The organism is Ruminococcus sp. RTP21198st1_G1_RTP21198_201120 (assembly GCF_040924265.1).
GTDB classification, from domain to species: Bacteria; Bacillota; Clostridia; order Oscillospirales; family Ruminococcaceae; genus Hominimerdicola; species Hominimerdicola aceti.
In genome coordinates, this window is sequence record NZ_JBCOMH010000016.1 from 17,977 (window position 1) to 40,671 (window position 22,695).

The 22,695-nt window shown below is 39.9% G+C and carries 17 protein-coding genes and 1 pseudogene; 8 read left to right on the plus strand and 10 right to left on the minus strand.

Features of this window, described 5'->3' with window-relative positions; translation table 11 throughout:
- Positions 1 to 9: 9 nt before the first annotated feature.
- From AB5627_RS10925 to AB5627_RS10935, 3 genes are all read left to right on the plus strand, one after another.
- Complete coding sequence (locus AB5627_RS10925) at positions 10 to 267, plus strand: hypothetical protein (protein ID WP_022288215.1); 258 nt, start codon at positions 10 to 12, stop codon at positions 265 to 267.
- A gap of 18 nt (positions 268 to 285) precedes the next feature.
- Positions 286 to 1,380 carry a redox-regulated ATPase YchF gene (gene ychF / locus AB5627_RS10930; protein WP_022288214.1) on the plus strand — a complete coding sequence of 365 codons (1,095 nt, stop codon included), beginning with the start codon at positions 286 to 288 and terminating at the stop codon, positions 1,378 to 1,380.
- 200 nt (positions 1,381 to 1,580) lie between these two features.
- Positions 1,581 to 2,948 (plus strand): MATE family efflux transporter, encoded by a 1,368-nt coding sequence (locus AB5627_RS10935; protein ID WP_022288213.1) that lies wholly within the window; start codon positions 1,581 to 1,583, stop codon positions 2,946 to 2,948.
- Positions 2,949 to 2,992: 44 nt separating this feature from the next.
- Here AB5627_RS10935 and AB5627_RS10940 read toward each other — a convergent pair whose 3' ends face one another.
- From AB5627_RS10940 to AB5627_RS10975, 8 genes and pseudogenes are all read right to left on the minus strand, one after another.
- The gene (locus tag AB5627_RS10940; protein WP_265290724.1) at positions 2,993 to 6,346 is read right to left on the minus strand and encodes a DUF4132 domain-containing protein; all 3,354 of its coding nucleotides are present in this window, start codon (positions 6,344 to 6,346) and stop codon (positions 2,993 to 2,995) included.
- Positions 6,343 to 8,073: a hypothetical protein gene (locus tag AB5627_RS10945; RefSeq protein WP_022288211.1), complete on the minus strand. Its 1,731-nt coding sequence runs from the start codon at positions 8,071 to 8,073 to the stop codon at positions 6,343 to 6,345. Before AB5627_RS10945 ends, AB5627_RS10940 begins: the two co-directional genes overlap by 4 nt.
- Before the next feature lie 11 nt (positions 8,074 to 8,084).
- A complete protein-coding gene (locus AB5627_RS10950; protein ID WP_022288210.1) occupies positions 8,085 to 9,227 on the minus strand; it encodes a VWA domain-containing protein in 1,143 nt (380 codons plus the stop codon).
- Positions 9,224 to 11,620 (minus strand): DUF5682 family protein, encoded by a 2,397-nt coding sequence (locus tag AB5627_RS10955; protein ID WP_265290723.1) that lies wholly within the window; start codon positions 11,618 to 11,620, stop codon positions 9,224 to 9,226. The genes AB5627_RS10950 and AB5627_RS10955 overlap by 4 nt, the downstream gene beginning before the upstream one ends.
- The gene (locus tag AB5627_RS10960; protein ID WP_022288208.1) at positions 11,581 to 12,687 is read right to left on the minus strand and encodes an AAA family ATPase; all 1,107 of its coding nucleotides are present in this window, start codon (positions 12,685 to 12,687) and stop codon (positions 11,581 to 11,583) included. Before AB5627_RS10960 ends, AB5627_RS10955 begins: the two co-directional genes overlap by 40 nt.
- Before the next feature lie 318 nt (positions 12,688 to 13,005).
- Entirely contained in the window at positions 13,006 to 14,163 is a 1,158-nt protein-coding gene (locus AB5627_RS10965) for a protein kinase family protein (protein ID WP_265290722.1), read from the minus strand.
- A 174-nt stretch (positions 14,164 to 14,337) separates the two neighbouring features.
- A pseudogene (locus AB5627_RS10970) lies at positions 14,338 to 14,550 on the minus strand (hypothetical protein).
- 143 nt (positions 14,551 to 14,693) lie between these two features.
- Positions 14,694 to 14,849 carry a hypothetical protein gene (locus AB5627_RS10975; RefSeq protein ID WP_265290721.1) on the minus strand — a complete coding sequence of 52 codons (156 nt, stop codon included), beginning with the start codon at positions 14,847 to 14,849 and terminating at the stop codon, positions 14,694 to 14,696.
- A gap of 247 nt (positions 14,850 to 15,096) precedes the next feature.
- Here AB5627_RS10975 and AB5627_RS10980 point away from each other — a divergent pair, with 247 nt between their 5' ends.
- Both AB5627_RS10980 and AB5627_RS10985 read left to right on the plus strand, forming a co-directional pair.
- Positions 15,097 to 15,423: a hypothetical protein gene (locus AB5627_RS10980; protein WP_265290720.1), complete on the plus strand. Its 327-nt coding sequence runs from the start codon at positions 15,097 to 15,099 to the stop codon at positions 15,421 to 15,423.
- Positions 15,424 to 15,519: 96 nt separating this feature from the next.
- Positions 15,520 to 16,095 carry a tyrosine-type recombinase/integrase gene (locus tag AB5627_RS10985; protein ID WP_302837669.1) on the plus strand — a complete coding sequence of 192 codons (576 nt, stop codon included), beginning with the start codon at positions 15,520 to 15,522 and terminating at the stop codon, positions 16,093 to 16,095.
- A gap of 82 nt (positions 16,096 to 16,177) precedes the next feature.
- On the opposite strand, the gene AB5627_RS10990 is transcribed toward AB5627_RS10985, so the two are convergent.
- Entirely contained in the window at positions 16,178 to 17,950 is a 1,773-nt protein-coding gene (locus AB5627_RS10990) for an ATP-dependent endonuclease (RefSeq protein WP_265290718.1), read from the minus strand.
- Positions 17,951 to 18,420: 470 nt separating this feature from the next.
- Between AB5627_RS10990 and AB5627_RS10995 the strand changes: the two genes are divergently transcribed.
- Genes AB5627_RS10995 through AB5627_RS11005 form a run of 3 tightly spaced genes read left to right on the plus strand, consistent with a single transcriptional unit; the run spans position 18,421 to position 19,435 of the window.
- Positions 18,421 to 18,732: a helix-turn-helix domain-containing protein gene (locus tag AB5627_RS10995; RefSeq protein WP_022287334.1), complete on the plus strand. Its 312-nt coding sequence runs from the start codon at positions 18,421 to 18,423 to the stop codon at positions 18,730 to 18,732.
- Positions 18,733 to 18,735: 3 nt separating this feature from the next.
- Positions 18,736 to 19,008: a DUF6809 family protein gene (locus AB5627_RS11000; RefSeq protein ID WP_195220359.1), complete on the plus strand. Its 273-nt coding sequence runs from the start codon at positions 18,736 to 18,738 to the stop codon at positions 19,006 to 19,008.
- Between the two features lie 10 nt (positions 19,009 to 19,018).
- Positions 19,019 to 19,435, plus strand: a complete 417-nt coding sequence (locus tag AB5627_RS11005; protein ID WP_022288007.1) for a hypothetical protein — start codon at positions 19,019 to 19,021, stop codon at positions 19,433 to 19,435.
- A gap of 191 nt (positions 19,436 to 19,626) precedes the next feature.
- On the opposite strand, the gene AB5627_RS11010 is transcribed toward AB5627_RS11005, so the two are convergent.
- A complete protein-coding gene (locus tag AB5627_RS11010; protein WP_265290717.1) occupies positions 19,627 to 22,668 on the minus strand; it encodes a metallophosphoesterase in 3,042 nt (1,013 codons plus the stop codon).
- Positions 22,669 to 22,695 lie beyond the last annotated feature (27 nt).

A 22,695-nucleotide genomic window follows, 5' to 3' on the forward strand; every position in this document is an offset into this window, starting at 1 on the left:
GGTATTATTATGGATATTTTTGAAGAAAACTGCGATACTGAAAATAACTGCACAGTAAGCTATTTTTGGAAAGGCCTTGCACTTTTTCTCCTTGGCGTTATAATTGGTCTGTTTGTTTCGCCTATCAAGAAAGGCGTTACTATCGGTTGTAACAACAAGATAGACAAGGGTGGCTGTAACGATCATTTTGACCCTGACGAGTATTATGATGATTATAACTTTGATGATGATGAAGATGATTTTGACCATGATGGCGTAAAATTTTAACGAAAGGCGTATATTGATATGAAACTTGGCATGGTAGGACTTCCTAACGTAGGAAAATCAACACTTTTTAATGCACTCACAAATGCGGGTGCAGAATCTGCGAACTATCCGTTTTGCACGATCGAACCGAATGTGGGCATTGTTTCGGTGCCTGATGAAAGACTTGACAAGCTGGCTGAGATGTATCACCCTGTAAAGTTTACTCCTGCAACACTTGAATTTGTTGACATTGCAGGTCTTGTAAAGGGTGCTTCAAAGGGCGAGGGACTTGGAAACAAATTTCTTTCAAACATAAGAGAGGTGGACGCTATCGTTCACGTTGTAAGATGTTTTGACGACCCTAACATCATTCATGTTGACGGCTCTATCAATCCTCGCAGAGACATTGAAACTATAGATTTGGAGCTTATTTTCTCTGACGTTGAGCTTATCGAGAGAAAGCTTGACAGAACTAAAAAGGCAATGAAAGGCGACAAATCTCTTACTTCCGCTGTAGAGTTCCTTGAAAAGCTCAAAGAGCATCTTGAAAGCGGCAAGCCTGCACGTTCTTATGACATGACAGAGGACGAGCTGGAGATACTTAAAGAAACACCGCTTCTTTCACTTAAGCCTGTTATCTATGCGGCTAACCTTTGCGAAGATGATTTCAGAAACAATATCGAAAGCAACGAGCATTACAAGGAAGTTTGCGAGATTGCAAAAGCCGAAGGCTCGGCTGTGTTCCCGATATGCGCGCAGATAGAGGCTGAGATATCTGACATGGACGATGAGGACAAGGAAATGTTCCTTGCAGACCTCGGTCTTGAAACTTCAGGTCTTAACAGAATAATCAAGGAGGGCTATTCACTTCTTGGTCTTATTTCATACCTGACAGCAGGCGAACCTGAGGTAAGAGCTTGGACTATCAAAAAGGGAACTAAAGCTCCACAGGCGGCAGGAAAGATACACACTGACTTTGAAAAGGGCTTCATCAGAGCTGAAGTTGTTTCATTTGACGATCTTATGAGCTGTGGCTCTATGATGGCGGCTAAGGAAAAGGGTCTTGTTCGTCTTGAGGGTAAGGATTACGTTATGCAGGACGGCGATATCGTTCTTTTCAGATTTAACGTATAAAGCGTAAGCTACACAAAGGCAGGCTGAAATATGCTTGCCTTTTTTATGTGCAATATGTATGTTTTTTGTTATTATATTTGTTTAAAATCACAAAAGTAAATTTAATTTGTGTTATAGATTTTTTCATATATTGATGATAGAATGTGATAGTAAAAATTAAAGATGATAAATGTAACAGTTAGATTTTTGGAGGAAAAGTAATGACAAAAAACATGACAACGGGCAGTCCGTTCAAGCTTATAATGAGCTTTGCGCTTCCTCTGCTTTTAGGAAATTTGTTGCAGCAGACATACAATCTTATTGACGCTGCCATCGTGGGAAGATTTCTTGGTTCTGACGCTCTTGCAAGTGTCGGAGCTTCAAGCAGTGTGCAGTTTTTGGTGCTTGGTTTCTGCATGGGAACAGCCTGCGGCTTTGGAGTGCCTATTGCAAGGCATTTCGGAGCAGGGGACATAAAAAAGCTGAAACAGTATTTTTACAATTCTATTGTTATAACCGCCGTTACTGCGTTTGTGTTGACCACAGTTTGTGCGGTGCTTTGTAGTGAGATATTGAAGCTTCTTTCAACTCCGTCGAATATTTTTGACGACGCATATAAATATCTTCTGGTGATATTTCTTGGCATACCGTTCACACTTTTGTATAACCTGCTTTCAAGCGTATTGCGTTCTGTTGGCGACAGCAAAACGCCATTTGTATTTCTTGCTATATCAACGGTTTTGAACATTGCACTTGACCTTGTGTGTGTTATCGTGTTCAGGTGGGGCTGCATGGGTGCGGCTATCGCTACGGTCGTTGCTCAGGCGATAAGCGGAATACTATGTGCTGTATTTATTATGAAAAAGGTAAACGTGCTTAAGCTTTCAAAAGAGGACAGAGTGATGTCAAAGCCTGCGGTGCTGAACCTTATAATAATGGGCTTTCCTATGGGACTTCAATATTCCATAACGGCTATCGGCTCAATGGTCATGCAGTCAGCTAACAACAAGCTTGGAAGCATTTATGTGTCAGGATTCACTGCTGGGGCAAGGATAAAGCAGTTCACAATGTGTCCTTATGACGCTTTTGCAACAGGTGCATCTGTTTTTGCAAGCCAAAATCTCGGTGCAGGAAATCTCAAGCGTATCAAAAAGGGTATACGCATTGGAGTTGGCGTTGGCATGACATATGGAGTAATAGCCGGTATTGTACTTATATTCTTCGGCAGAGAGCTTTCGCTTATCTTTGTGAATAAGTCAGACGCAGCAGTGCTTACTGCTTCAGCCAAATATCTTTTCTATGCAGGCTTTTTCTATTGGACGCTAGGTATACTCAACACTTGCAGAATGTGTACGCAGGGTCTTGGATATTCTGGACTTGCTATATTCTCAGGAGTGACGGAAATGATAGCTCGAATTTCTGTAAGTATGATATTTGTGCCGAAATTCGGTTATCTTGCAATCTGCTTCACAGATCAGGCGGCATGGATAGCGGCTTGCTTGTATATAGTTCCTGTTTGCATATATTGTGTGAACAGGGCAGGCAGACACATTGCAGGAGATCACGGACTTCCTGTGGAAAATAAATAAGTAAAAGGCAGCTCTGAAAAAATCAGAACTGCCTTTTGTTATGCCTACTTGTTTATAGCTTTTTTAAGTTGTAAGACAACTTCGCTGTAGTATCTTGGATTGACATCGCCAAGTTTCATGTTGTCATTGTATGCAGCATCGGGAAGTCGGAAGTAAAGCTCTTCCACGGTCACGTCCTCTATCTCGTAATAGCCGATGTATGTTCCTGAGAATTTAAGCTCGGCGGTCATGCCTATGTTGACGAGCTTGCCGTCGGGATCTTTCTCCTTGCCTGAGATATCATTTCTTATGAACTCATAGAAAAAGCCTGCGTCCTGTGCCTGACCTTTATACCAGCCTGCTTTGGTCATGCGGTTGACTAGAGTGGTGTTCGTTATCTCGGTATTCTTGAAGATCTCGCAGGCGGTCTTATTCTTATCGCTTTCCGCTACTTTGTATACCTTTCTTTTTAGCTGGTCGAATGGCTGTACTATCTCGTAATCATCAAGCTGTTCCAGCCAAGCTTCTTTTTCATGCTCAGTAAGCTCCAGCGGGTGAACAAGCCCTATCTGCATAACCTCGGACAGCTCTATCTCATCATCATCTGAGTTTGTAAAGCTGCCGTCGTCAAGATAACGGAACGAAGTTTTAAGGCAGCCATTTTCGTAAATACCCCATATAAGACCTATCGCAAAGCAGTGCATGAGAGGATTTTTTACAAAGAGAGCTTTCCAAGATTCTGCTGTCCACTTACGATCAAGCATAAGCACATATTCAAGACGCTGTTTCTGTGCGGCAACAACAGTTTTCATTTGCTTTTTCATTTCCTTGAAATCAGCAGTAGCCTTTTCTGCGAGGACAGGGTCGTCATTAACGCCTATTTTAGGGAGATTTTTAAGCTTTTTCTCACCCTCGAATATTTCTATATCAAGCTGTGGAGTGAGATAAACGGAGAATTTTCTGCTTCCAAAATCAAAGGTGCGGCACATTTTCTCGTCAAAGCCCATGTCAGGTACTATCTTGTCCGCAAGCTCCTGCGTTGTCAAGCCAAGCTGTTTAGCGGCATTGGCAAGTGCGTCAACTGCGGCAGCTCTGACCGCACGACTCTTATATTTTCTTGAAATATTGTCTACAGTCATAAGTGCATAGGAACTGCCGTTCAGAGCTACTGCATTGACTGCTTTAACCGCAAGGGCAACACGCATATTTAATGACTGTTTCGACCATTCTTTTATGTAATCCGTCAGGCAATTTATTGCTTCATCACCGCCGTAAATGGCCGCAAAATACATTGTCCACTTTGTTTTCGCTTCTGCACCTTTTTCAAGCCAGCGGCTCAGGACTTCAAGGGCGAATGTTTCAAGCTCATCAGCTTTGAGCTTCTGGGCAAGTGCCTTGCCCTTGGGTGGGAGGGTACCTTCGTCTGCGTTTGCATATGTAAGCAGGAGAGCCTGCAAATAGATATCCTCTGTGACTGTATCATCGGTGAAGTGAATAGGTGCAAAAGGCTGTTCAAAAAGCCAGAGAACTTTCTTGCTTTTTGTGCCTTTGGTGAGCGCGGTCACAAGGTCTTCATCTGATATTTCGGCAGGCTTTGCTTCGCTGCCCAAAAGTTCAGATATTTTCGATTTTAGTTTGTCGGATTTTTCTGTGGCATAGGCTTTTTCAAGCTCTGTGCGGTAGGCGTCAGCACCCTGATTTTCAATTATCATAAGTGCAGTTTCACGCTTGGCTGATTTTTTCTGAGCAAGAAGTTTGCAAACATCATCGTGCCAATCCTTGTGGGCGGATATAACTTTCACAAGCTCTGCTTTTATTACCTTGCTGTTATCGTCACAAAGGGCAAAAAATTCGTCTTTGTACTTGTTGCTGTCTGCGATATTAAGAAGCCTTATATACAAAAGTCGGCTGGACACAGCCATTTTGCTTACGTCAATAATGGTGGCTTTGTCTTTAATTTCTGGCATGATAGCGGTTATCTTTTTGATGATGACTTCTTTACAGTAAGAGCTTTCTATTTGCCAGCCAAGGGATCTTATAATTATATCTATCGGTAGACCTGATCTTACCATTGCACGGACGATGAACTCGGTGTTATAATAAAGATCGTTGCCTATAAGTTGGAGGGGATCACTTGTATCTTTAGACGCTCCTATGGAAAGGGCGGCGATACAGCGGATAATAAAATCGTCCTCTCCATATGCAACAATATAGTATATTTTCTTATGTCTGCCCTCGCAGGCTTCTTCGTCTGCAAAGGGGAGTATCGTGTCTATTTCTGCTTTGCCCATGATATATGCGTATATCTCGTCACTGTGCTTGAAATGTTCGGCAATAAGTTTGGCGATACGTTCCTGATGGGTAGCTTTAAGACCAATTGCTTCTGCGTTATATTTAGGGTCGGTGGCTTTGAGCATTTTCTCCATTGTGATCGCTGTGTCAAATGGAGCGTTTTTCATTGTTTCTATGAAAAGCTGTGGGTGATCTTTTGCGAGCTTTACCATTTGCGCTGGATAATTCCCATTTTTGTCAGGTGATTTGACAAAGTGTAGAATGTATCTATCTGTAAGACACTGTGGTTGAGCTTCGATAAGGTCGAATACCCTGGTGGTGGAAAGCTTCATATATATCAGCCCTTGGGTAAGATCGTCGCAGTATTTCACAATGTTCTTATCAAAAAATGCACGGTATTCTTTTACAAAATATGACGCTTCTGCATATGCGGCAAGAAAAAGACAGAAAACGGCTGTAGTTGTTTTAGGCTTTTTTTCGACCACTTCGCAAAGCTTTTTTATGGCAATTGCGGCTGTATCAGGAATTTTTGTTTTGCCGAGCAGGTTCTTTTTAGGCAGCTCGGTTGCGTCCAATGCGTAAACGCAAAGGAGAAGCTGTGCTATGATATCGTCAGGGCTAACGAAGTTGAATGTTCTTATGGCATCGTCTGCGGAATAGATAGGATGATTTACAGTGAAAACGCTGATAGAATCATTTGAGCGGTTTGAGATCTCTGTTGATATCCAGACTGCTTCTGCGTTCTCACCATAAAAATCAGTGAGCGGCTTCATATACATGGCTTTGTTTTCGGAATATATATAGGCATTGCCAGACAGCGCATCTGTCATATATCGGAAATATGGACCCGTTGCCATTGAACTGAAAATAATATAACGGTCTTTAAGCTCCTCACTATCTGAACCTGATATCTCACTTTTTACAGCTTTGATAAGCTTTTCACGATAACTATACTGCATGAGTTTTGGATAGTATTTTGTTGTAATTTTTCTCATCAGGTCATTGTTTCTTGGCTTTGTGATGTCAAGATATTCAAGGGCAAGGTCTATGGTCTGCTGGTCAAAACCAAGCTCCTTTAGGGCGGTTTCAAGCTTTATAAAGCTTTTGGTGCTTTCGTTGTAGATCATTTTTTCTCCTCCATATTATTTATCGCACTGAACAGTGCTAATTTTTGTGTGCAAAGTCTGATATACCGCATTGTGTTGCCTGCGGCAGTGAAGATATCAAGGCTTTTGTCTGCGGTGGTGTGTATTGCATTTTCGCACAGCTTTGTGAAGCATTCATAGCGTTTTGCAAGTTCTTCAAGTCCGCACTGGCGTATGCTTTGAGCGTGTTCGTCTGCGATAACAGAGTTCACTCCGCACTCCATTGCCGTGACTATCCTCTTGTCGGTTTCTTCGGTGGCGTCAAGAAGCTCGCTACACATTCCATAGTCTTGGTCTATATCATTCTCGACAGGTACAGGAACATTGTCAGGCGGATCAATAAAATCATAGACCTCTATTGGGAAAAGCGTTAGCCTGCCGTGGTCGATATATCCTTGAGCCAGCAGGACGTAGTTTTTGTGCTTTTCTTTTAGCATTTTGCCACCTATGGTTTCAAGCGTGGAAATAAATTCACGATTTTCTGCTGTGTATTTTGCGGTGACAGATATTTGTCTATCACAGCCGTCTTTTATAATGAATATTTGCTGTTGAGTGTGCTTGTCAAAATATGAAGCGACGCACTCTTTTGGGTGAACGAAATAAAGCCGGTCGGTCTCCTCGTTGCTTTTGTTTGCGGAGATCTTTTCCGCAAGCTCTTTGAAGTCGCTGACAATAAGCTCACGGAGGGCAAAACAGTTTAGCTGTGCAGGACCTGCGCATATGGCGTTGGTCTTTGACGATGAGGACAAATGCCCCATGCTCACCTTGGCGTTTTCAAGCTTCAGCTCTGTGCACATATAGCTGTTTAGAGAGCTGTCAAGATCCCATACAGTTGTGCTTTCGGCAAATCGTCTTGACTTTTTTTCATAGAACGTGGGGCGCAGATCGCTGTAGGTAAAAAAACGCTGGGGCGAAGTTCTGTCTATATTTAGAAAATAGTAGATACAGCCAGTGTATTCGCCACTGACATTTCTTGTGCCTATAGGCAGGAGTTGGAGCGTCCCCTCATAGTCGGTGTATTCTCTGCGGAAGGTGCCGAGCATTTCTTCTGTGATGTCGGCTTTTATAAGCTTGTTCATGCTGTCAGCATATTCAAACATTTTGTGAGTGAATACCTGCGGACTGAATGAAGCTCGCCTTGAAACACAGTCTTTAAGTCGGCTGCCAAGTTCACGCATTTGTCTTTCTGCCTCAGCCATTCTCAAAGCGTGGCAGGAAACTGCGGCAAGCTCAAAATTATCGGGGTCGCTCTCTTCGGTTCTTACAAGGCCTCTGGTAAATATTCCAGACATTATTTTTATGCACTGTTCGGCGCATCCTTTTATCTTTTTCTGGGTATCCTGAGAAAGCGAATTTATTTCAGGTTGCTCGGGGAGTTCAATTTCTGCTTGTTCAGGCTCGGAGGTTATGACCTCTGGAGTGATATCCTCGCCGTCGTACTGTGAAAGCTGTGCTTTCAAAAGCAGTATGGCTGTGATAATGTGCCTGCACATTCCTCTTGAAACACAACTGCATTGACTTTCATCAAGAGGTGATTTTATGGTGCAGGTTTCACCGTCTAATTTTACTATGTAACATTCATGGATTTTTTCAGCCGAAAGGGTCATGTTTTTGGATTCCTTCAACGCACGTTTGTAAATGCCCTTGTTTGAAAGCTCAATAAGCGTTTGTTCGTTTGCAATGCCAAGCTGTTTATCGATTACGTCCAAGATGTCATCTCCTATGCAAATATTTTTCCGATGTAATCCCCAAGCTTATCAGGGGTAAGACCGCCAACGAATGAGCCCATATCTGCAAGCTTCTGACCTGTCGCCTTGTCATAGGCAGGGTCGGCATTTTCATCAAGGGCGGTAAGGAATGAGAGATGTGCTCCGCTTGTGATTATATTTTTGCTGACGTTCATAAGCTGTGCTTCACTGCCACCCTCGTAGAGGTCTGTTACAACGATAACGCAAGTGTCACGCGGCGTAACGATAAGGCTTTCGCAGTAGGTAAGGGCTTTTGCAATATCCGTTCCTCCCCCAAGCTGAACGCTCATTATTGTCTGAGCAGGGTCGTCTGCATGGTCTGAGAGGTCAACGATGCTTGTATCAAATATGATGAGCTTCACCTCTGCAAATGGCAGTTCGGAAATTATCTGCGCCATTACTGCACTATAGATGACTGAACCGAGCATTGAACCGCTTTCGTCTATGGCTATGATAATGCGCTTTTTGTTATGCTTTTTCACACGTCCACTGAAATAGATATCTTTAAGTATAAGCTGGTTGCTTGTTTTGTCATAGTTTTTCAGGTTTCGGCGGATAGTCTTTTTGAAATCGAGGTTTGCAGAGCATTTCATAACTGACGATGTGTTTTTATCAAGCCTGCCTGTAAGGCTTCGCTTTATGGTCATATCAAGCTTTTGTTTGATATCGTCTGCCACCTGTTTTGCTATTTTTAAAGCCGCCTGCAACACCTCGCCGTTCATGAGATGTTTGAGCTGAATGATAGTTTTAAGCAGCGCTATATCAGGCTTCATTTCTTCAAGAACCTTTTTATCGGTAAGAAGCTCGGTCATGTTGAACCTTTCCAAAGCTTGACGTTCAAGCACCTCGGCGGTCTGCTTTGGAAAAAGCGTTCTGACTTTTGTTATCCATTCTGCGGCGTTTAGCACACTGCCACCCTGACCGCCTTGCCTGCTGTTCTCGTCCCTTACATCGTCACCTTGCGCACGGCTATAGAGATAATCGAGTAGCTTTTCCATATCCTGAAACGTTATTATCTCTGCTTTGTCACCGGTAAAGGAAAGGCTTTTGTCAGACATTCCGCCCAGCACGAGCCGCCAGCGGTTGACGAATATGGCTTTGTTTTCATCTGTCATGGCTTTTCCTCCTCAGACAAAAGTTTAACTATCTCTTTATCTATTTCCCTACCGAAGCTATATAGCCTTTCGTTTATAGGTTTTTCCACAAGAAGCTCAGCACTGTCAGAGTCATAAAGCTTTGCGACAGCGGTGGCTGTTTGCTGTATTTCATATGGAGTGAAACAACTGAAAGCAAGCTTCATGGAGGGAAGTATTTCTATAAAATCGTCATAGTCAAGTCCGCAGATAAGCGTGTCTGTCATTCTGATGAAAGAATCGTCCGTCATGATGATATCACGGGCGGCATTGAAAAGTCCGTGAAGAAACTCCGCTCCTTGTATCTGAACATTCCTGTCGCCTTTGAGATAGCTTGACATTGCCTGTTCAGCAAGCTTGCGGCGGTGGGGGTCAAAGGCATAAAGTATGCCAAGTGCTGTGCCGTAAACAAATGGGTCTTTATCAGATTTGCCGCAGAGGGAAAGCATGGCGTTTTCATAGTCATGACGATATTCTCTAAAGCCGTCAGTGACAGCTTTCTGCATTGCGTACATTATCGCTGCACATTCTGCAATGTGGTCGTCTTTCACCGACGCCATATCAGGCAGTGCTGTGATTATCCTTGTCATGCACCGCTTTGCACAATTTTCTGCGGCGGAAAACTCGGTATTATAAAGTTGTTGGAGTTCCATAAGAGTGATAAAATGCCTTAGACCTCTGCCTACAGAGAAAAAGTCACCGTCTGAGTTAAGAATGTTCTCGGCACAAGCTTTGTCATCATCAGAGAGTTCTAAGCCCATTTGGAAGCAGTCCACAAGGATATGCGCCGCAACATCACAGTGCTTTTCATGGCGAAGTGTTCTTGAAGCACAGGTGCGGCAGGCTTCTTCAATGGTGAAGCCGTCGGCAGTATGGTCTATGAGAGCAACGTCTGTGGCAGGAACTTTTTTGTATACCCATTCTTCACGGACACGGCTTCTGTCTTTTCGCCTATGCAAATCAGGTCCTTTTGTTCGCTGGGCAAAGTCTGTGCCTAGAAACACCATTCTATGGAAAAATCTGCTTAGTTCCATGCCGTTTGCAGTGGTAAAAAGTGAAACTTCCGTCTTATTAGGGGTTACTGTTTTTATTTTAAGTCGAAACCTTTTACACTGTTCTTCAAAATCAGCGATAAGCGGAGAAACGTGGTTTATATCACCTATATGACCTGTCTTGTCGCCTGTGGCAAGTTTGTGCATAAGGTCGATAGGCAGGGCGGAGGATATTGTTTTCTCTCCCTTGATAAATGACGAGGTTATGGCGTCCTCAAGCTCGTAAAGTCCACATTCATGACAGCCACGAAGTGCGGCAAGTCCACTCATCATAGACTGCGCTGCGGAAGCGTCAGCCATTGACACTGGGATATCATGTTTATCACAGGCTCTCACTGTACCTATGAGCAGGTCAAGAACTGTGTCGCTGTAAACACCTGCCGGGTCATCGCAGTGGATTAGCTTGTTCATCACGCAATCATAAAAATAAGGACGCTGGATACCAGAGGCATATCCACTGAGAGCGTCTGCTGCTTCATAAGAATAAGCTACAGGGAAACAGCCTTCATCTTTTTGAGAGAGCTTGTGAAGCTTTTCTTTTTGGATATTATCACTTTTCAAAAGCTCATAAAGTCCCAAACTGTGGAATCCGCCTGTTACAGCAAGGACTTTTTTGTTATCTTTAAGTGCTTCTTTGATACGCAGAGCCATATGGTTTTCTCTTGCAAGAGTGCCGTCTGCCGCAAGATCATCTTCTGTTTCGTCATTTCGTGTGATAATGCAGTAGGTGTACATTTGCTGTACAAAATCTTGTACAGATAACCTGAGCCCCTCTATCTCAAAATACTTCTCCCAGAACTCTTCAAAGGTCCTTAGATCTGTTTTCTCGCAAAGCTTTTTGCAGAATTTGCTGTATATAAGTCTGCTGTCATCAGTGTAGCTGTGTTTATCCTTATTACTGCGAAGGCCTTTATTTTCTGCGGTGGTAATAAGTATCTCGCTGTAGGGAAGATCTATAAAGCGTGCTTCTATATCCATGGCTGCGGCTGTTTTCAGAGCGTTATACTCAGGTGAAGCATAGATAAAAGGGTAGTAGCATTTATAGTCTTCGGCTTCATCACTGATAAACTTTTTTCTGTCCTTGTAGTAATAATAGAAAGCCGCAGGGAGTTTTGTTCTCTCGTCCGTCAACACACCTATCATATCATTGGCGTTTTCAGGACCCTCTATAAGTATGACATCGGGCTGATATTCTTTAATTGCTCTGATGAGCTGCCACGAGCAGACAGGGCTGTGGTGTCTTACAGGAAAAAGCATAAATGGCTGAGAATAGTCGAAAGGTATTATTTCAGATACTTGGCTGTATCCAGATATTCTGTCCATATGCCTCCCTCACTTGCACTTTTTTCCTTAACAGCGATCCTGAAATAGCTTTTAAGCTTTTCAAGGTCGTCTTTGTTTTCCTTACAAACTGCTCCTAAAAGATTCTGCGTAAGCTCTTTGAGATCAGTTTTTCCGTCACCATAATAATATGCACTGCTCATAGTTTGATAGAAAACGGACACAGCTTCGGCTGTACTCATAACGGCGTTTGGTTTTTCAAGCTTTGTTCCCTCTGAGGTAACGCCCTCACGAAGCTCATGATATGTGACAGCAAGAAGTTCAGCAGCGTCGGTGTCTATAGGCTGGTCGATATGACCTGTTTTTGCAAGGTCTTGTGCTTCACGGATAATGATCTCCTTTTCGAGCCTTACGTCACGAACAGGCTCGACAGTTTCAAAATTGAAACGCCTTTTCAAAGCACCTGACATTTCATTTACGCCCTTATCACGGGTGTTTGCAGTACCGATTATATTAAATCCTTGCTTGGCGAAAACAAGTCCTTCGTTTTCAAGCTCAGGGATATTGAGTATCTGGTCGCTCATTACAGAAATAAGGCTATCCTGGATTTCTGCAGGGGTACGAGTTATTTCCTCAAATCGTGCGAAAATGCCTTGTTCCATGCCTATGAGCAGGGGAGCAGGCACAAGGGCTTCACGGCACGGACCTTTTGAAAGAAGCATGGCATAGTTCCAGCTATATTTTATCATATCCTCGGTAGTTCCAGCCGTACCCTGAACTGTGTTCGTGCTTATGCCGCAGCAAGCAGCAGAGAGAAGCTCAGAGAGCATAGTTTTAGCAGTGCCTGGCTCACCCACCAGCATAAGTCCACGGTTACCAGCGAGGGTGATTATACAGCGCTCAACAAGTGCGTCATTGCCATAGAATTTGCGCTTTATCTGCATTTTGCCATCGGCAGTTTTGATGATTCCGCCTAATATAAATGTTCGCACTGCCTTTGGCGACAGCACCCAATTCTCAGGCTTTTTGCCAATATCAACACTTTTCAAGGCGTCGAGTTCATTTTTGTAGCGTATCTCAACGGGCGGTTTTATGTATTCATTCGTCATAGCAGTTATCTCCTAAAAGTTAATTTATCAGCAATAATTATATCATATTTTGTTGTTATTTACAATAAGCATGGGGATATTCAGCTAAATTGACAACGAACAGATGTTTTGATTGTGCATTTTGACAGTTAGGATCGGGTATAAAAAAACCGCTTCGCATTTCTGCGAAACGGTTTGATAAATGAGAATGAAATTATCTCTTTGATAAAGTGTAACCACGTTATATCGTTGTTTTAAGGCTATTTTGTTAGTTACGTGTTTGTTACCCTGTGAGTTTTGTGACGATGATTAACAATTTTCATCATGTTTAGTTTGTGATTAGAATGGTGGATCAATAGCAAATACATCTATTTCTTTATTTGCTATTTTATTGATTATATTAGAAATAATGATATTTCGCTTAGTCGTTGACACACGTTTTAACCACTCAACAAATTCACGGACTTTGTCTACGGAGATTCCGTATTCATTGTCATACGTACACCTGCAATTGACAAAAGCCTGTATAACATCCAGATTGTTGCTGATAAAATCTTCAAACATATTGTTGGTTAGTACCGTTTCAAGCTTAGAAATGATACTGCTACTATCAAAAGTGAATGTTGGTGATTCTCCGTATACACCGATTACATAATCAAGCGAATCTGCAAAATCTCTATATATACGTTTTTCGTCATCTGTTATGGATAATGAATAGAAAGCTCCCTGTTCAATGTCTTTTTTTATTTCACTAAATGAGCAATATCTATCCGCTGGCTGTTTTGACATCATCTTGTCTACAATATGTTGATACTTAAACTCTGAACAAGGATATAAAGTCAACAAGCGGTTAATTAACTCTGCTAAATAGAACATATCAGTTGATGATGTATATATTCCACTATAAAACTCCGCAGGCAATGTATCCGAATTTGCTCTATTTATATCTGCATACAAACTATCTTTTATAGTATCACCAGGCTGAATCACTTTGCCAATACCGAAATCTATGACTTTTACATTATCGTCTTTATCTATAAGAATATTGCCTTCTCTAATGTCCCTATGAATGATCTCATGTTTCTGTAGGTAGTCAAACGCATCTATCAATTGAATAAAGATTTCATTTGACGAAGATTTGGTAAGTCCCATAGAACAGTTTTCAAACCATTCTTCTATACTTTCGCCATCAATGTATTCCATAATGATAAAGCCAGTATATATATCTTCATAAGCGTAGTAATTGTAAATTCTAACTATATTATGATGGTTAAGCTTATACATGATCTTAATCTCATCAAGGAAATTCTTATAGAATTTTTTCTTCTCGTCTTCATCACTAAATGCTGGCTCATATTTTTTTGCAACAAATACATCATCAATGAATGGGTCTTTAAGCAAAACGGTTTTTCCAAAGGAGCCGCCGCCCAAATCATTATCAAGCATTATGTATTCTTTATCTTTGAAGAAGCGAACAATATCTCCGTTGTTTTTCATATAATACTTGGCTCTCCTTTCCAATAGTTGTATCCAACTTAATTACATACATTATACCACATGACTATAATTAAGTCAATTTATAATTGGTAAAATGTTTGACCTTTCATAATAGAAAAAGTATAAATTATGATTAGAGGGCATTGTCGGTTAAAACAATGCCCTCTGTTTTGTTTATTCATCCTCGTCCGTACACTCATCCAGCCCATGTATGAGCTGAATGTAAACGCACTCTGCTCGGTCACGTTCCTCACCCTATGTAGTCATCATCTGCCTGAGAAAGAAATTCTTCGTTTCTTCGTAATCGTCCCAGACCTCTTTCTTACCGTCGCAGATGGTCGTGACCTTGCGTGTTCTCGGCATTGCGAGTTCAGGTATTTTAAACATAAAAATCGACTCCATAAATCATTGTTGTGAATCCATTATAGCGGATAAATATTCCAGAGTCTAGCTCTACGGGATGATTGTAATAATTCTTGTGAAATGCGTAGCAAGAATTATTATTTTGTCAGTGCATAATGCCTTGAATTCTATTCCCTTGGAGCAAGCTTCTGAAAGAAAAACAGGATCCTCCATATCTCAAGAATTCGTTCCTCGATCTCCTTGAAATCATCGGCGTAAGTGTCATCGTTTGTCGTGACTCGGACTTTGATCTGATTGACATTATTATTGATGCTGTTTAACATCGAATAGAGTCCCTGCATTTTTCTTTATCGATATGCAGGATCAGACCTTCAAAGACACATCTCCTTACGAAGTCGCTGAATGATTTACAGCGGCTGTTTTTATACTTACGCCGGAACGCTTCAAGCTTTTCCTCAGTTACTCTGATTTTCAGGAATATGTTACGCTTGTTTTTCTGCTTTTTTATTCGTTTTTCTTCTCATAAAAATCTCTCTTTCTTTTATTCAGATTCGGGGTCTGAGGGGTGCAATGCCAATTACGCTTAAGTTGTTGGCATTGAATCCATACATCGTCCGCAAGACAGTCGGCTGGGACATTGATACCGAAACAGGCAAGCGTAAACAGCAGTACATCACTATCGGCTATGCTCCGACCAGGGCTAAAGGGCTTGAAATGCTCATGGACTACAATAAGAATCCCTATGACATTGAAGCTTCCAAAATCACCTTTGCTGAAGTCTTTGAGAAGTGGTCGGCAGAAAAATTCCCCACGATCTCGGACAGCAACGCCAAAGCCTACAAAGCATCGTATAATACCTGTGAACCCCTGCACGACAGAGTATTCAAGGAATTATAGCTAACAGACTTGCAGGGCGTTGTGGACAACTGCGGTAAGAACTATCCCACACTCCGTAAGCTGAAAGTACTGTTCAGCCAGATGTATTAGTATGCCATGAAGTATGAGATCTGCATGAAAGATTACTCTGAGTATGTGGATATTATCAAGTTCAAGGACAAGAACCCGAACAAGACAGACCGTTCTCCTTTCAGCAAGGAAGAAATTGCTGCTCTGTGGGTGCAAGAAAGCAATTTCTACGCACAGATTGTCCTGATGCTGATATACAGTGGAGGGCGTGTGTCTGAGCTGCTTGACCTGAAACGTGAGAATGTCAACATCGAAGAGCATTGCTTCAAGGTGGCGGAGAGCAAGACAGAAAGCGGTATCCGTGTTGTTCCGATACACGACAGGACTTATCCGTTCTTCAAGAAGTGGTACGAGGACGGCAACGAATATCTGCTCCATACTCCTGACGGCAAGCAGTTTATCTACCGCAACTTCTACGATTCCTACTGGACACCTGTTATGGAGCTGATCGGCTGCTCACACAAGCCCCACGATACCCGTCACACCTGCATCTCTATGATGACTGAGAAAGAGGTATCGCCTACGCTGGTTAAGAAGATCGTCGGTCATTCGGGTGCTATGTCACTGACCGAGAAGGTCTATACACACGTTAATGTGCAGTAGTTGTTGGAGGCTATCAATAAAATATAGGTATAAAAATAACCGCTGATGGATTGTTCCCTCAGCGGTTTTGTTTTGAAAATAATTATTCAAATTTAAATATACCTTGAACAAACTCTTCGACATTTGGATGATCTATACGAGCTTGATCAAGTGTGTTTTTAATTTGTGGATTTGAAATATCAAACAATTCACACATTTCTCCCTTAACTTGTGTTTGCTGGGGAGATAAGGTTTCATCAGGATTTAATAAACTGGTATACATTTCACATACATTTAATATTCCTTTTCGGATGAATCGTTTTGAACAATTAGTTGAAATCACTTTACTTGCTTCAATCTGTGTCATGTTGTGTTGTGCTAAAAATAGATTTAATACCAAACAAATTATTTCTGGATACATTAAATCTTCTATTTCATAATTGCCATTATGTGATGCTTGTCCTGAATAGTTTTTTATGATAAACGGCTTTATATCTATATTTTTAAAATTATTTTGATTCTTTAAAAGCGAGTTTATTCTATCATATTCTGGTCGTCCAGCGACATCATCATCATACAGTACATGAACAATAGGTTTGTCAGATTGATTGGCAGAAAAAGAATTATATACATCTAACATAGGATTAATTCGATTTACCCCGCCGGCAATAATAAATTTAATCTCGCTATGATTAATTCCATAATAACTTGCCAGCTTAAATAAATATTTTTCATCGCATTCGCCTTCGACGATAATGTTGTATTTAGCGAGAACAGGATCTGAAATAAGAACAGGTTCTATTCCTAAATGTTCACATATTTTTTTATAACCATCTTCAGTGTTTAACGGAACGATATTTGTATCAAGATAATATATTTCTTTATTTTTCCTTTTGCTAAATTTATGACTAAGCAACCCCTCTAAAAACACAATATTGCGTAAATTCTTGTCAATAAAGTGCTCAGAATGGGTTGTATAAATTGTTTGAAATCCACTATCAAGTATAAACTGATATAACTTTTTCTGTAATCCACTGTGAAGAAATATATCCGGTTCATCAATACATAATATATAAGAGCTTTTCTTTCTTGGAGATATTCGTTTTATTAATTCTATATTTAGTAAAATAATAGCTAATCTTTGTAAACCCGATCCTTTGTTTGAAACACCCATACCGCTTTTGTCGTCGATTTTTAAGTCAACATCATCGGAAATAATATCTCTAAATTTATCAGATTTTTTAGGAACATTGAATGATACATTCCAATTATCTTTAAAAATATGAAATGTATCAGATATTTCCGAAGAGAAAGAATTCAATATTTCTTGTAGCAAGTCAGTATATTTTTCAAAAACATCCTTTAAATCTTTTTTTGCGGCTACAAATCTTGATTTATCAAATTTAATATCAAGCATATCACTTGTTAAATCATCTACCAGTTTAGGAATGTTTACATCAATGGACTTGATCAAACGAAATTCGATTTTGGAGATAAAATCATTTATCTCATCAACCGTTAACTGATGAGTGTTGCCTCTTCGAAGTGAGTACCCTTTTAATCCGTCGTCATTTTCAATATTTGAAAAATCCCTTATTATTCTCATTTTGGGAGAATGATTATCTACTGAATTAAAGTCAAGTGTTATTTTAGGATAGTAACTACCACCACGTTGAGCTTTTTTCAATTCGGGAATATCAGTATTAGGATTAAAAGTATTTGGATTAAAGAATAAATTAATAGCTCTTAATGTATTAGTTTTGCCTACATTATTTTGACCACAAATTGCTACAGGCATACTATAATCTGAAATATTGAATTCCATATCCATTATTGAACGAAATCGCTGTATGCGTACTTTGCTGATATAATACATTTTGTTCACATCCTTTCGTGACAATTAAAATATTTAAGGCATCCATCAAACGATGAATGCCTTGATTTTTGTTAGTTACCCGTTAGTTACGTGTTAGTTACCGCCCCAAATTCACCATATTTCAGATAAACCCAAACCGAACAAAACAGCGTAAATACGTGATTTCGAGTGCTCCCAATAGGGATAAAATTATCTCTTGGAGTTTACCCCGAATGTTCGGCTAACCCAGAACTGGTATTCAGGCATCTTCACTTAAATTATCCTTTTCTTCAAAAAGTGCCGTAAATACGGCGTTTGGATTGAGTTACAAGAACTGCGGTTCTGCTGGATTTCAAAGTCTCTGCCGCTCTCTTGTAACTTAGTTGACCACTACTTGACCTTAATTGACCACGCTATTGCATATCTCTGTACTAAATTTGAGAACTGTGGTGAGAGCCTTTGAGAACTCCGCCCACGAAAGGAAGATCATTATGACAATAGCAGAAAAACGTGAGATCGTAAACACAATCATTAACCTCTTGCTTCAACTGACCGCCGAGGAAGAAGTGCAGGAACAGCCTGCAACATCATCAAAGCCTGTCAAAGCTCCTGCACAGTCGGTCAGAATGCTGACTATCAAGGAGTGTACCGCGCTGATCGAAGGTATCTCCGAGCATTCTATCCGTATGCTGATAGCACAAGGCAAGATCAAAGCGTTCCGAACAGGTGAGGGTGTCCGTGGCAAGTATCTCGTCAACAAGGAAAGCCTGCTGTCTTATTTCAGCGGAAATGAGGAGGTGTGAACTATGAGCAGAACAATCCTCGATGAACTTTACGATTATGACCTGTTCCACCTAACCGAGATTGAGGATACGGACGGAGCATACAGAGTCGCCCTCGACAGACTCGTCAAGGCAGAAGCCGAACTGAAGAAAGCCTATCCCGACAGCACCGATATTCTTAACGAGTATCAGTCAGCGGACATTGAGCTGCACAATCTTTCCAATCGCAACGAATTCCGCAAGGGCTTCAAGGTCGGCGCACAACTCGTCCTTGAAATGATAAAGCCAATTAAGTGAGGTGGACGGTATGAGCAGATACAAGAGCGAACAGACCGCATACAATCAGCTGAAAAAGAAATACGTTCCGTTGTGGAGACTTGATACCAATACCGTGACCGTCACTCACTTCAATGCCGATACGCAGACCGAGGAGAGCAAGACCTACCACACCGACTTCATCAGGTATCATCTTCATTATTCTGACAGCAAATGCCCCGATAGGCTTCGCAGGCTCGTCAACGAGGGTAAGATCATTCAGTACCTTGATGATATGAAACTAAAAGTCAGTGAAGCTATCTTCCGTCAGGTGGAGCATTGGAAGCAGACCGACAGTTGCTATAAGAAAGCTGTCCTCAGCGGTGATGCCGAGAAGATACTCGGTCTGGAGAACTGCTTCGTCTACATGGCGAGAGAAGCTGTGTTTGAGTGTATGGTTTATATTTGAGGATAAACGGCTGTGCCTTCGGGTGCAGCCGTTTTTTGAAAAACAAGTACTATATGAATAAAATCACAACCAATAGAGTATACTTATAATGTAGTAACGTCAGCGTAGCGAGATGATATGCATTCAATTCACTTGGGAATAGGTCGTTTACCCAGTGAATAACGACCAGCAAGGGCAGGACTTGCACGTTACTACTTTTTTGAATATTTATCTTTAGCCCTTTCAATTAGAAGGGGCTTCTTTGCTTTAGGAAAGAATTTGCTTTCCAGTCTGTCTGTATTTTCACGTGTATCATTACGTGTTATAAGCCCATGACGAACAATGCATTGTAAAAGATACGAAGAAACTTTTTCGTTATAATCTTTCTGTAAAGCCAATGCAGATGATACAAATTCATTTGAATCTTGTATTTGCTCCACAAACATCAGATGTTCTAATTGATAGGTTGGGTTTTCTCTATAGTCGAAGAATTCAACGCTGTTCAAAAATTGTACAGTGTTTTTTCCGGCAGCATTCAAAACGGGAATATAGTAAAGGTTCAATAGTAAATCCATTGAATATAGTGCAAATGATGACCTCACTTTTAGATCAATGTCACTTTCTCTCATTTGAGGTTTCTTTGTTGTAAAATATGGATGTGTTTTTAATTCTTTTATGATGTCTTCGTAGTGTTTCTCAATAAAGTTGCACCAAAACATAAATATCCTGTTTGGTAGCGTATACAATAAGCGAATCAGTTCACTCTTTTTATCTTTTTTCAAAAGATGTTCAAAGCAAGGAAGGGATTTTGCGATAATTTGAAGTAAGGACATCATTCGGAACAATTTATTATTATACTCGTCAATAATAGAGTCATCCCAATCATATATATCCCTTATTTTGAACTCTTTTACCATTGATTCCTCTACTGTTTCTTCCGATCTTTCAATTTGTTTCTTTTCTTCTTTTTTATTAATTGATTTTGTATTAACAGATAGTTGATTGGAAGTTTTAATGAACATAGGAACCTTATTAGGTATACTGAATTCATCCCACGATGTATCTTCGACTACTGTTCTATTAATAGAAGACATTATTTGACTTAATATTGAAGTCTCATCAGTTAGATATATAACGAATAAAAGGATATCTGTACAAATGTTTATACAAGCCTTATTTATTACATCTTCCAAGCCAGCAACATCTTTTCTCGCAACGATCTCTTTTGCAACAAAATATGCCAGAATACTTTTGTTTCTAAATCTGTATTCTTCACGACTTTCTTCAGTATCTGATATAATTTTTGCAGTTTTTGCAATGTTGATTATGTCTTCAGTTTCAAGATTATTCCCATATTCAGCATTATATTCTTTAATTATTTTTCCAATCTCACATCTTTTTACAGGATATGCTTTATTAAAATGAATGTAATAGGCTATTTTTCTAAATATTACATACATAAGATCAACTGTAATATTTCTATTCTTAGTATTAGTTTTTAGTGCATCATCAATCTTATTAGTTAGATTTGCTTCAAAAACTTTACTAAAGGCATTAGTGCTTTTATATATAGCTTCACCTACATGATTCATAAAGTTTTCTGCCATTTGAATAATGTAGTATGGCTCTGGCGGAATGATGTTAAGTTGTGTTTTAATAATTCGATCCACTTGCTTAACAATATTCTCAATATTTTGTTCTGATTTGTCATCGGCTTTATCTAACGCTACAGCTCTTATTATTTCTCTGCGCTTATGGCCTACAGGTGCCTTAATCTCAAATTTTGCTATAGTTTCTTTTTCGTCAATATTGATAATAGATGTGTCAAAATCAATTATTCGAGTATTAGTTATAATGATTGTGCCAAATCTACCGCTTAGTGATTTGAAAAAGTTACTAATGTTTATGCCATCGATTTGTTCAAAGTCATCAAGCATAAATATACAATCAGTTGTGTCAGATTGTTCAAACGCCTGCCATTCACTTTTGCTACTACCATATATATCCTCAAAAAGAGCCTTGATTAGTTTATCGATATTCTGTCTTTTATGTTTGCTCTTTTCAAGAAGTTTCTCAGGGCTGGCATAAAGAACATAATGGCTTTTTGCAAAAGAAGAAAATAGATTCTTTAATAGTGTGGTTTTTCCAACATTTCCAGCTCCAACAATAATAGAATATCTGTGTTTTTGTAATTCTTCCTCAAAATAGCTGGATGTTTCAATTAAAAAATTCTCAGTAGATTTATTGCCATGATAAATAATTGAAGGAAAAACATAATACTTTTCCTCATTATCATCATGAATAAACTCCTGAAAATCTTCTGTTATTTTCAAGTCGGGCTTTTGCGGCTTGACTTGTGCCTTTTTCCCACTATCGTGTTCGTATTGTTTGGCACTACTATTCCACGTATACTTATAATATTCATATTTTAGAGACTCGGTATCCAGTAATCCTACCAAATACGAACTATCATCCCAATTCCCATTATTACATAAACAGCCGCCAGATTGAATGACTGTACAATCTGAACCATTAAATGAAGTCTGTTTACTATAATTGTAATGCTCGTGACCATGAAAAAGTATATCGCTGTTCTTCACAATAGTATCTTCTACTCGATTTTTTATATCATCTCTATAATAATCCGGTGCATGATGCATTATTGATATAACAAAATCAGCATCTTCTCTATCTGAAAGCTTATCAATGTAATCATTTGGTAAATACAGAAGCCCTTTGTACTCATCGCAAGTTGAAAAAATCCCATTGTTAATTAGATTCACTTTGATTTTGCAGTTGCCAATTGAAAGTCTACGTATGTCATAGTATATTTCCGAATGCTCAAAGCATTTATTGAGACGAGCAAAATTATAGAATGAATTAAGTTTATTATATTCCCCCACTTCACATTCTGAATACTTATTGTCTTTAAGCAATGTTACGTTCAATGGTGATCCAGCATGATTAACATCGTGATTTCCAGGAACAGCTAACACTGTGCAGCTACATTTAAAGACCTTGTTAAGGCTAACTAATAAACTTCCAATAAGTTTTTTTGCATTTGAAAACTGTGAAGCGTCGCCAGAATATGTAATATCACCAGAAAGGATGATAATGACATTTTTAATATTAATAGACTTGTAGCTTTTTAGCGAATCAACTATCTTCCTAATATGTTCATCACTTATATCTTTTTCTTTACCAATGTGTATGTCACTCAGGTGAAGAAAAACAATAGTTTCTTTGTCTTTCATAAGTACTCCTTTCATTAAACATAACTG